Origin of the sequence: Kitasatospora aureofaciens, from assembly GCF_019192735.1 — a bacterium.
Classification (GTDB): domain Bacteria; phylum Actinomycetota; class Actinomycetes; order Streptomycetales; family Streptomycetaceae; genus Kitasatospora; species Kitasatospora aureofaciens_A.
In genome coordinates this window covers 35,754-45,246 of the sequence record NZ_JAHTKP010000061.1, presented here as the reverse complement: position 1 = coordinate 45,246, position 9,493 = coordinate 35,754, and the positions used below count along the sequence as shown (strand labels likewise).

13 protein-coding genes are annotated in these 9,493 nt (G+C 74.5%); 3 read left to right on the top strand and 10 right to left on the bottom strand.

Annotated features, from left to right (window positions below; translation table 11 throughout):
- Window positions 1-126: 126 nt before the first annotated feature.
- From KV557_RS34440 to KV557_RS34425, 4 genes are all read right to left on the bottom strand, one after another.
- On the bottom strand, window positions 127-930 hold the full coding sequence (locus KV557_RS34440; protein WP_218205516.1) for a hypothetical protein: 804 nt from the start codon (window positions 928-930) through the stop codon (window positions 127-129).
- Between the two features lie 725 nt (window positions 931-1,655).
- The gene (locus KV557_RS34435; RefSeq protein WP_218205515.1) at window positions 1,656-2,186 is read right to left on the bottom strand and encodes a universal stress protein; all 531 of its coding nucleotides are present in this window, start codon (window positions 2,184-2,186) and stop codon (window positions 1,656-1,658) included.
- Window positions 2,187-2,228: 42 nt separating this feature from the next.
- Window positions 2,229-2,885, bottom strand: coding sequence for a hypothetical protein (locus KV557_RS34430; RefSeq protein WP_256178382.1), 657 nt, complete (start codon window positions 2,883-2,885; stop codon window positions 2,229-2,231).
- A gap of 98 nt (window positions 2,886-2,983) precedes the next feature.
- Window positions 2,984-3,874 (bottom strand): LysR family transcriptional regulator, encoded by an 891-nt coding sequence (locus KV557_RS34425; RefSeq protein WP_218205514.1) that lies wholly within the window; start codon window positions 3,872-3,874, stop codon window positions 2,984-2,986.
- A 65-nt stretch (window positions 3,875-3,939) separates the two neighbouring features.
- On the opposite strand from KV557_RS34425, the gene KV557_RS34420 reads away from it, so the two are divergent.
- Window positions 3,940-4,788 carry an NAD(P)-dependent oxidoreductase gene (locus tag KV557_RS34420; RefSeq protein ID WP_218205513.1) on the top strand — a complete coding sequence of 283 codons (849 nt, stop codon included), beginning with the start codon at window positions 3,940-3,942 and terminating at the stop codon, window positions 4,786-4,788.
- 428 nt (window positions 4,789-5,216) lie between these two features.
- On the opposite strand, the gene KV557_RS34415 is transcribed toward KV557_RS34420, so the two are convergent.
- On the bottom strand, window positions 5,217-5,951 hold the full coding sequence (locus KV557_RS34415) for an alpha/beta hydrolase family protein (RefSeq protein ID WP_218205512.1): 735 nt from the start codon (window positions 5,949-5,951) through the stop codon (window positions 5,217-5,219).
- A 352-nt stretch (window positions 5,952-6,303) separates the two neighbouring features.
- Window positions 6,304-6,438 carry a hypothetical protein gene (locus KV557_RS43450; RefSeq protein WP_256178381.1) on the bottom strand — a complete coding sequence of 45 codons (135 nt, stop codon included), beginning with the start codon at window positions 6,436-6,438 and terminating at the stop codon, window positions 6,304-6,306.
- Between the two features lie 213 nt (window positions 6,439-6,651).
- On the opposite strand from KV557_RS43450, the gene KV557_RS34410 reads away from it, so the two are divergent.
- Together KV557_RS34410 and KV557_RS34405 are read left to right on the top strand one after the other, a co-directional pair.
- Window positions 6,652-7,503 carry a BPL-N domain-containing protein gene (locus KV557_RS34410; RefSeq protein WP_218205511.1) on the top strand — a complete coding sequence of 284 codons (852 nt, stop codon included), beginning with the start codon at window positions 6,652-6,654 and terminating at the stop codon, window positions 7,501-7,503.
- Window positions 7,500-7,991: a 2'-5' RNA ligase family protein gene (locus KV557_RS34405; protein WP_218205510.1), complete on the top strand. Its 492-nt coding sequence runs from the start codon at window positions 7,500-7,502 to the stop codon at window positions 7,989-7,991. The genes KV557_RS34410 and KV557_RS34405 overlap by 4 nt, the downstream gene beginning before the upstream one ends.
- 47 nt (window positions 7,992-8,038) lie before the next feature.
- On the opposite strand, the gene KV557_RS34400 is transcribed toward KV557_RS34405, so the two are convergent.
- The 4 genes from KV557_RS34400 to KV557_RS34385 form a co-directional block, all read right to left on the bottom strand.
- Window positions 8,039-8,305: a hypothetical protein gene (locus KV557_RS34400; RefSeq protein WP_218205509.1), complete on the bottom strand. Its 267-nt coding sequence runs from the start codon at window positions 8,303-8,305 to the stop codon at window positions 8,039-8,041.
- A gap of 89 nt (window positions 8,306-8,394) precedes the next feature.
- Window positions 8,395-8,856: an NUDIX domain-containing protein gene (locus tag KV557_RS34395; protein ID WP_218205508.1), complete on the bottom strand. Its 462-nt coding sequence runs from the start codon at window positions 8,854-8,856 to the stop codon at window positions 8,395-8,397.
- Window positions 8,857-8,948: 92 nt separating this feature from the next.
- Entirely contained in the window at window positions 8,949-9,197 is a 249-nt protein-coding gene (locus KV557_RS34390; RefSeq protein ID WP_218205507.1) for a hypothetical protein, read from the bottom strand.
- Entirely contained in the window at window positions 9,197-9,394 is a 198-nt protein-coding gene (locus KV557_RS34385) for a hypothetical protein (protein WP_218205506.1), read from the bottom strand. The genes KV557_RS34390 and KV557_RS34385 overlap by 1 nt, the downstream gene beginning before the upstream one ends.
- Window positions 9,395-9,493 lie beyond the last annotated feature (99 nt).

Genomic DNA, 9,493 nt, shown 5'->3' with positions numbered 1-9,493 from the left:
CCCGGCCCCGGCCGCCCCAAAGGCCGCACCTCCACCCCCGCACCCCGCCACCCGGTCGGCACGAAACGCGGCAAAAAGGACACGATCAGGAGGGGTGGGACAGAGCAGCAGCCTTAAAGATCAAGCTCAGCGGCGGCGGTACCAGCGGTAGCGGACGAACAGGAGGACGCAGGTGAGCGCGCCGACCGCGCACACCGCAAGGCCGAGGGCGAACGCCATGACCATGCCGTCGCTGATGCCGGGCACGTCCTGCAGGCTGGTCGAGCCGTTCGCCTCGGTGACCCGACGGGTGGTGTCCGGGTGGTCGGCGATGTACGTGACGATCGCGATGACCGTCGCCAGGAACGCGGCGGCGCCGGCCAGGAACCAGCCGCTCGCGCGGCGCTGCCACTCGTCGCCGGCCAGCCGGACGGCGTCCGGGCAGTTGCGCAGCACCGCGCGGGCCAGTTCGACGGGCCCGGTGGCGTGTCCGTCGATGCGCAGCCGGGTGCCGTCGTCGAGGGCGAGGGTGCAGCGGTAGTCGTTGCCCAGGCGCTGGGCGATGGCGTTGGGCTTGGGGTCGGAGGGGATGGTGATGGAGACGACGCGGTCCCAGGTCCAGCCGTCGGCGCCCCGCCGGGAGCCGTGGACGAGGCCGCGCTCGCGGACCTCGAAGTACTCCCCCGGCCCGCCGCGCAGCGCCCGCAGGGTCTGCGTCACGGCGACGTACAGGGCCACCAGGGCCAGGCCGGTGACGACGCCGATCGCCTTGTTCCCGCCGGCCGAGCCGCTGCTGCTGCCCGCGGTGGACAGGCCCCACAGTCCCAGCCAGCCGGTGGGCACGGCCGCGGCCAGTGCCCAGGCGGCGTTGCGCCGGCGCGTTCCGACGGCCACGGGGTGCCTGCTGACGACCGCGCCGAACCTGTCCGCCATGTCTGCCTCGTCGATCACCGGGCAGAGCCTAGGCCCGCGTCCGCCCGGCTCTCAAGAGGCCCGGGGGGGCGGGTTCTGGGCTCTGCCCGTGCTGCCGATATTCGACTGGTATTCGACGGAGAGACCGCTGTCGACGCCGACGTGCCCAGGACCGGCGGGGTCCCGTTGCCGAGACCTTCAGGAAGTCCCAGCAATCCGGACGTTTCCGCCCGGAAGGTCCGTTCACGGCCTTTCGGACGCGACTACGGTTCACGCTTCATCGCCGACCGCCTGGCTTACGCCTGGTCTTGCACCGGCTCCACATGCGTTTTCCGTCTCCGAGCCACTCCCGGCGACGACGGACCCAGGCCCGCGTGAGAGGCGTGTTTCACCTGCCGCCGCAGGGCATGAACACCCGGCCGGCTCGGTTTTCGCCAACCGGGCAGAGGCCAACCTACCAGCAGGCGCTGACAGTTGCCCAAATTCGTTGAGAGATCAAGCAACGGCTGGAGACCCCGGACGTGCCGCAGAGACGGCAGGCCCCGCCGCGGCCGTGGGGGCTGCGGCGGGGCCGTCGGCTACGGCTCTCAGCACTGAGGACGGCGACCGTGGTTGGCCCCGCGCCTGGCCCGCGCCTTCTTCTTCCTCCGCCGCTTCGATGACATGGCCGCTCCTCTCCTGCGGGGGCACCCCCTGTCGTCCCACCGTTCCACACCCCGCCGCCCCCGGCACCCAGAGCGCCCGCGGGCAGGAGCAGGGGATGCTCAGGCGGCGGCGGGGGCGGTGAGTTCCCGGAGGTCGATGCCGCGGTGGTGCAGGGCGCGCAGGTCGGCGTGGAGGGTGGACGGCGGCACGGCGAGCACGCTGCAGCGGGCGCGGGTGAGGCAGTAGTGGCCGACGGAGCCGCGCAGCAGGCGGCGCAGGGTGGCGCGGACGGGGCCCTGGCGGCCGGTGCTGACCACGAGCAGGTCGTCCGGGCGGTCGGCGAGGCGGGTGAGGACCGGGCCGGCCTCGCCGCGTACCACCAGCGGCTCGACCTGGACACCGACGGGCAGGCCGCCGAACGCCTCGTCCAGCGCGTCCCCCAGGCGCCTGCGGGCGGCTTCCTCCCAGGTGCGCAGCAGCGGCGGGCACGGCTGTGCGCGGTAGTTGCGCTCGCCGCCGACGGGGGTCCAGGTGAGGACCGGGACCAGGACGGCGTGCCGGGCGCGGGCCTCGTGCGCCGCGCGGTGCAGTGCGGTCAGGCTGTGCAACGAGCCGCTGACTCCGACGATGACGCGCGCGCCGTACGACATGATCCTTCGCTTTCTGGTGTCCAGCCTGCCGAATGTCTGCGATTATCGTGCCACATCCCGAGATTGCCTGACAATCCAAGGCTCCGATTGGCTCTGACCTTGCATCTCTCGGCCCGGGTCGGCCGGTCGGACGTCCTGGAGCAGCCCCCAGGTGAAGTCGGCGGTGCACGCGAGCGGCCGGCCGGCGGCGTCCGGGGCGGTGAAGTCGAGCCGGAAGCGGGTGGGCGCGCTGCCCTCGCGCGGCACGGCGGGCGGGAACGCGGCGCCCACGTCGGCCACCACGCAGCTCCACGGCGCAAGATCGGCGAGCGCGCGCAGCACGGGCGCAGGGGCGTCGGCGGCGCGGACCAGCCACTCGTTCAGCAGCGGAGCGCCGGCCTGCGCCGGGCCGAGCAGGACCTCGAAGCGCAGGTCGGGCCAGAGCGGCAGCGGCCACTGCTGCGCGGTGCAGGCGAGGTCGCCGATCCGGCGCGGCTCGGTGGTCTGCGGCGGGCCGAGCACGGCGGTGTGGCGGCGGGCGCCGGGCGGGAGGCGGGGCGAGCGGATCATCGCCTGCCAGTGCTTGTTCGCCTCCCGCATGCTGCTGCGCGTGGCGCCGAGGCGCCGCACGGCCTGCTCGACCAGGTCGGGGTTGTGGTCGGCCATCCGGCGCAGCAGCACGAGCTGGAACTCGGTGGTCCCGAAGCCGTGAATCGCCATGGCAGCAGGCTAGGTGTTCTGCCCCGTGAGGTCGGGGATGCGGCCGGCGGGTGGCTCGCCGTGCCGTGAAGGAGGCCGCCCGGCAGTCGAGTTGGTCCCTACGGGCGCGCCGCTTCGCGCAGGTGGGTGAGGAAGGCGGTGGCGGCCGGGGGCGGGCGGTGGCCTCGGCGGGTCGCGGTGCAGACGCGGCGGACCGGGGTGTCGTCGGGGTGCAGGGCGACGAGGGCGATGTCGGGGCGGGCGGCGCGGGCGGCGAGCGACGGGATGAGGGCGGGGCCCAACCCGGCGGCGACCAGGCCGAGTTTGGCGGTCCAGCCGGCGACGGCGTACTCGACGCGCGGGCAAAAGCCGCTGCGCACGCAGGCGGCGAGCAGGGTGGTCTCGACGTTGCGGCTGGCGGCGATCCAGGGCTCGTCGGCGAGGTCGGCCAGGCGCAGGCGGTGGCGCCGGGCGAGCGGGTGGTCGCGGGGCAGGGCCACCAGGACGGGATCGTCGACCAGCGGGTGGAGGTCGAACTGTTCGCCGTCGTAGGGGTGTTCGGGGTAGGAGGCGACGACGGCGAGGTCGATCGTGCCGTCCGCGAGGCGGGCCAGCAGGTCGGCGGAGAGGCCTTCGGTGAGCGAGACGGCCACCGCCGGGTGGGCGGCGCGGAAGGCGGCGAGCGCGCCGGGCACCAGGGCGGCGTTGGCGCTGTCGAAGGCGCCCACGCGCAGCCGTCCGGCGCTCAGTTCGGTGAGGGCGGCGAGTTCGCGGCGGGTGGAGTCGAGGCGTTCCAGGAGGGCTTCGGCGTGCGGGAGCAGGGTGCGGCCGTGCTCGGTCAGGCGCACCCCGCGGGCGAGGCGGTCGAACAGCGGCGCGCCGAGTTCGGCCTCCAGGGTGGAGATCTGACGCGAGATCGCCGACTGGGTGAAGCCGAGGTGCTCGCCGGCGGCGGTGAAGGAGCCCAGGCGGGCGGCGGTGCGGAAGACGTCCAGCCAAACCATGTCCATTGCGCATGGCTATCATGCGAGACATTCGTTTGTCGCCTGGCTCGGGGCTGCCTAGCGTGGTGACCATGGAATCCCTGACGACTGCTGACAACACGACTGCCGGCAAGACGACCACCGGCGACACGACCACCGACAGGATCGCGTTTCTCGGGCTGGGCCGGATGGGCCTGCCGATGGCACGCCGGCTCGCGGCCGCCGGCCTGCCGCTGACCGTCTGGAACCGCACCCCCGACCGCGCCGAGGGCCTGCCCTCGGCGGCGAGCCCGGCCGAGGCGGTCGAGGGCGCGGGGGTGGTGATCACGATGCTGGCCGACCCGGCGGCGGTTCAGGACGTGGCGGGACGGTTCCTGGCGCACCTGGCGCCGGGCGCGCTGTGGATCGACATGTCGTCCGTCGGGCCGCACACGGTGGCCGCGCTGCGCGGCCGACTTCCGGACGGGGTGGCCCTGGTGGACGCCCCGGTGCTGGGCAGCGTCGGCCCGGCCGCCACCGGGGACCTGGTGGTCTACGCGGGCGGCGAGGCGGCGGACGTGGACCGGGCGCTGCCGGTGCTGGAGCACCTGGGACGGGTGGTGCGCTGCGGCGGCCCGGGGTCGGGGGCCGCGCTGAAGGTGGTGGTGATCGGCGCGGTCGTCGCCGGGGTGACGGTGGTCGGCGAGGCGCTGGCGGTGGCGGACGCGCTCGGTGTGCCGGAGGAGCTGGCGCTGGGCGCCCTGGGCGGCGGGCCGCTCGCGGGGGTGGTGGCCCGCGCCCGCAGCGTGGAGGCGGACTTCCCGGTGCACCTGGCCGCCAAGGACCTCGCCCTGGCCGGCGGCGGCCCGGTGCTGACGGCGGCCCGCGAGGTGCTGCTCGCCCACCCGGACGTCGCGGACGAGGACCTGTCCCGGGTGGTCGCGGCGATCCGCAAGGGCTGACGCCGGGCCCGCGCCTGACGGCCTGGGCGCCCGGGCCGTCAGGTGCGGGCCGCCGCGGCCCGCTGCTCCACGAGGACGGCCAGGGCCCACGGGTGCGGCGTCTCGCCGCGCGGCGCCGTCACGTCGCCCGGGCCGGTGAACAGCCCATGCCCCTGTCGAACCAGTACGCCCGCTGCGCCCTGGCGCTGGCGCGCCGGTCGGCCCGGACGCCGGCTGCCACGACCAACGCGGCGACGGGCCGGGGGGGGCGATCCCGAGCACCCGGTCGCCCGCGGAATGCCCGCCGGCCGGCAGCACGGCCGTGGCGATCACGGCGCAGAGCACCGCAACTCGGCGGCCGCCGGGCCTCCTCCGGCGGAGCCTCGGCCCGCTTTCCCCAACGTCCGGTCCGCACCGCACCCCCCAGCCGAATGTGACGATCCGTCAAATCACCCGGCGGCCCGGTCCTCCAGCCAGGCGACGGCGGTGGCCCAGCTCGCGTGGGCCGGGTCGATGACCTGGAAGTGGTCGGCGCCGGGGTGTTCGGCGTATGCGACGGGGTCGCCGGCTGCGGCGGCGGCCTCGACGTAGGCGCGGCTGTGCGCGATGGGGACGCGCACGTCCGCGTCGCCGTGGACGACCAGGTGCGGGCGCCCGAGCGGGAGGCGGTGGAGCGGGGAGGCGTCGCGGTAGGCGGCCGGGTCGCTCTCGTACGGGGCGCCGACGAACAGCGGGGTCGCCCCCTCGCCCAGGCCCTCGGCCGCGCAGCGGGCGAGGTCGGTGATCGGGGCGAGCGCCACCGCGCCGCCGACGGCGCCGGCCCCGGCGGCGAGCAGGGCGAGCTGTCCGCCGGCGGAGTGCCCGACGGCCACCGACGGCAGGCCGGCCAGGTGCGGGCGGGCGGTGCGGGCGGCGGCGACCGCGCCGAGGACGTCGGTGAGGGTCTGCGGCCAGCCCCCGCCGTCGTGGCCGGTGCGGCGGTACTCGATGTTGGCCACGCACCAGCCGCGCCCGGCCAGGTCGGCGGCGAGGGCGTCCATGAGGTGCAGGTCGTGGCGGTCGCGCCACCAGCCGCCGTGCACGGTCACGGCCAGGCCGCGGACGGGCCGCCCGCCCTCGGGGTCCCACATCTCGGCGAACTGGCTCGGCGCGCTTCCGTAGCGCACGACCTCCCGCGTCTGCATCGGCTTCCTCACCCAGAAGTAGCGGCCCGCGCCGAACCGTACGGACGGCGCCCGGCGACGGTAACCGACGCCGCCCGCCTCCGACCAGCCCGCCACCAGCAGGAGGTGCCGTCACATTCTGCGACCGGCCCGTGGGGGGGCGGTCGATGAGCGGGCCGCTCGGCGCCATCCACGCGCACGGCAGGAACCACCCATGACCGCAAGGGCAGCGGAGACCTTCAGGAAGTCTCGGCAATCCGGACGTTTCCACCCGACAGAGGTCAACCTGCCAACAAACGCTGACAGTTGCCCGAATCCGCTGAGAGATCAAGCAACAGCTGGAACCCCTTCACCGAGCAGGTGACGAAGAACGTCACCCGGTACACCTCGCGCCGCCAGATCGAGGCGCCGGCCCGTACTCGTGCAGTTCGGCGAGCGCCTCCTCCTGCGAGTCGTACGCGTGGCTGCGGCCCTTGGCGTCCGTGATCTTCCACTCGACGCCCGGCATGCTCTCCGGTCCCGCCGCCCGCCCCCTTCGTTCTTCGTGACCGAACCAGGAGGACGACAGCGCCGGCCGGGATCGGTGGTGCGGCCGGGGCCGGTTGTGCGGCCGCGGCGCCCACCCCGTAGCGTCGTCGCTGCACGCCGAGCGGCCGGTCGCGTCCGGCCGCCGGGGAGACGATCCGTGGGGGAAGCAGCAGCCATGCAGGAGTTGGGGGCCATGACGCGTGGGCGCCGTCGCGTCCGGGGTGCAGTGGTGGGGCTGGCGGCGGTGCTGCTGGCGGCGAGCGCCGGCTGCGGCCCGTCGACGTCCGGGGCCGGCGCCCAGGACGCCGCGCACGACGCACCGGCCGCCACCGGGAACGCCCCCGGGGACACCAACGCCGCCGCCGACCCGTCCCACCCGCTCGCCGTGGTCTACCGCGGCCCCGCCGCCTGCGACGGCTGCCCCGAGGCCGCACAGGAGCTGCTGGAGCGCAACGGCTTCACCGTCCGCTTCATCGGCCCCGACGAGCCGCTGCGCTTCGGCCCGGACGCACTGACCGGCGCCGCCCTGTACGTGCAGCCGGGCGGCACCAACGGCCAGGAGGTGACCACCGCCTGGAACCTGCTGCGCCGCACCCCCGGCTTCCGCCCCGAGCTGATCCGCGACTACGTGCGCGGCGGCGGCCGCTACCTGGGCATCTGCATGGGCGGCTACCTCGCCGGCGACCCGGGCTACGACCTCCTGCCCGGCGACTCCGGCGAGTACATCAAGACCGCCGGCGCGACCGTCACCGACGATCAGGACCGGCTCGTCGACGTCACCTGGCGCGGGCAGAAGCAGCCGATGTACTTCCAGGACGGCCCGTACTTCGACGTCGACGGCCCCGGCGCGGACGTCGTGGCCCGCTACACCAACGACCGCGTCGCCGCCGCCGTCGCCGCCTACGGCACCGGCCGCGTCGCCGTCAGCGGCCCCCACCCCGAGGCCCCCGCCGACTGGTACAGCAGCTACCACCTGCCCGACGTCTCCCGGACCGGCCTGGGCCTGGGCGACGATCTCCTGCACACCCTGATGGGGCCCTCGTGACGAGCGCCCTGATCGTCCGCGTCCCCGAGGCGGAGTCCGCCGTCCGGCCGTGGAGCGCGCGCCCCGACGTCCCCGCGCACGTGACCGTCCTCCACCCGTTCCTCCCCGCGGCCCGCCTGGACGCGGACGTCCTCTCTGGGCTGTCCGAACTCATCGGCGCCCACCGGAAGTTCGACGTCCGCTTCGCGACGTGCGGCCGCTTCCCGGGCGTCCTGCACCTGCTCCCGGACCCGGCCGCGCCGTTCCTCGCCCTCACCCGGGCCGTCGCCGAACGCTGGCCCGAGGCCCCGCCGTTCGCGGGCGCGTTCACCCTCGACGAGCTGGTGGCGCACCTGACCGTCGCCGAGTCCCCGGACCCCGCCGTCCTCGCCGAGGCCGAGGCGGCGGTGACCCCGCTCCTGCCCATCCACTCGCGCGTCGCGGCCGTGGACCTCCTGGTCCACGACGGCGAGCGCTGGCAGCCGTACGCGTCCTTCCCGCTGCACTGATCACCGGAAGCGGGCCGGCTCCTGACGCCTGATCAATCGACGCCCGCTCAGCCGGCGGCCGGAGCCCAGCGCGGGTCGCGGCCAGACAGGGCCAGCAGCTTCGCCGCCGGGCCGGCGTCGTCCGCGACCGGCACGGCGGCGGTGAACTTGCCGAAGCTGTCCCGGACGAAGGGGATCAGGAACGCGCCGACGCCCTCCAGGCCCTCGGCGAGGGCGTCGGCGAGCGGGAGCCGCTGGCCGGTGGCAACCGCGATGTCCCAGCCGTGCACGGCCGCGTCGAGTGCGGCCACCGCCGCGCCCTGGGCGGCGGGCATCGGGCCCGTGACTCCTCCCCCGGCGTGAACGCCGGGGGAGGAGTCACTCGTACATCCCCCGTTGTTCGCACACCTGATCGGCGCGGATCCTAGGCGCGTTGGCCGTGGAGCAGCAGCGGAATGGCCCGGTTGGTGAGGGCTTCGGCGGCGCGGGCGGCCTGGGCGGGGGCCATGACGGCGGGGAGTTGCTTCTCCGGCACGAAATGCGCGCCCAGCAGCCCGCTGCGGTGCTGCGGCGGAATGGTGAGGCGGTCGGTGTCGACCGTGCCGCCGTCGAAGACCAGGTTCAGCCGCTCCAAGTACCGGTCGGCCGGGGTGAAGTCGACGGCCAGCACGTGCGAGAGGCGCCGGGCGATGCCGGTGGTGGCGAGGAGGTGGCGGGCGGCGGCCTCGTGCGGGGGCTCGTTGGGCCGGGCGGCGCCACCGGGGAGGATGAGGCCGTCCATGTAGTCGGGGTCGACGAGCAGGACGTCGCCGCACGGGTTGCGGACGAGGACGAGGCAGCCGAGCCGGCACACCGGCGGCTTGGCGAGGAGACGGGGGTCGCGCATCGGGGTGTTACTTCCTGTTCCTGGAACGCCAGTTGATCCCTGCGAGGAGCGAGACGGCGAAGCAGAGCCACCAGAGAAGACGGACGAGAAGGTCAGTCGTCATACGTCAGCCGCTCGTACCGCAGCCCCTTCCGGAGCAGGTCGACGATCCGCAGCACCTCGGAGGCACGGGCCGACCCGAGGTTGATCAGGTAGCAACCGGTGTGACGCCCGTACTCCCAGTCCACTTCGAGGGAGGGCAACTTCGCCCCACCCAACGCGAGGACGGTCGTCAAGTCGTCGACCACGGAGGCAGCTTCACGCCGCTGCTCGGCGGTGGCACGGTTGAGGATCGCCCCCATCACTCCCCCAACCGCCGGTGCACCTCGAACCCCCGCCACGCCGAGAAGGCGTCGCAGAACGAGGAGAAGGAGGCGAGCTCACCGGAGGAGTCGCGCAGCCACTCCCCCGTGACCTCGTTCCGCACCCGGTAACACCGGGCATCGGTGTCCCACCGCACCCCGTAGCCGTGGAGCTTGGGAACCTGAGCATGGGCCATGAGAGAACCCTCCGCAGTCGGAATTTCACGTTCTGTGCTCATGGTGGCCCGGCGTCACCTAGCATCGGAAGTGAAATGCGACTTGCCGTTGGGCCAGCC

Coding starts and splice junctions, on each gene's coding strand:
- KV557_RS34385 (WP_218205506.1), bottom strand. CDS start 9,394: ATGGCCCATGCTCAGGTTCCCAAGCTCCACGGCTACGGGGTGCGGTGG.
- KV557_RS34425 (WP_218205514.1), bottom strand. CDS start 3,874: ATGGACATGGTTTGGCTGGACGTCTTCCGCACCGCCGCCCGCCTGGGC.
- KV557_RS34435 (WP_218205515.1), bottom strand. CDS start 2,186: ATGTCGTACGGCGCGCGCGTCATCGTCGGAGTCAGCGGCTCGTTGCAC.
- KV557_RS34395 (WP_218205508.1), bottom strand. CDS start 8,856: ATGCGCGACCCCCGTCTCCTCGCCAAGCCGCCGGTGTGCCGGCTCGGC.
- KV557_RS43450 (WP_256178381.1), bottom strand. CDS start 6,438: ATGCCGGGCGTCGAGTGGAAGATCACGGACGCCAAGGGCCGCAGCCAC.
- KV557_RS34410 (WP_218205511.1), top strand. CDS start 6,652: ATGACGCGTGGGCGCCGTCGCGTCCGGGGTGCAGTGGTGGGGCTGGCG.
- KV557_RS34400 (WP_218205509.1), bottom strand. CDS start 8,305: ATGCCCGCCGCCCAGGGCGCGGCGGTGGCCGCACTCGACGCGGCCGTG.
- KV557_RS34420 (WP_218205513.1), top strand. CDS start 3,940: ATGGAATCCCTGACGACTGCTGACAACACGACTGCCGGCAAGACGACC.
- KV557_RS34390 (WP_218205507.1), bottom strand. CDS start 9,197: ATGGGGGCGATCCTCAACCGTGCCACCGCCGAGCAGCGGCGTGAAGCT.
- KV557_RS34430 (WP_256178382.1), bottom strand. CDS start 2,885: ATGGCGATTCACGGCTTCGGGACCACCGAGTTCCAGCTCGTGCTGCTG.
- KV557_RS34415 (WP_218205512.1), bottom strand. CDS start 5,951: ATGCAGACGCGGGAGGTCGTGCGCTACGGAAGCGCGCCGAGCCAGTTC.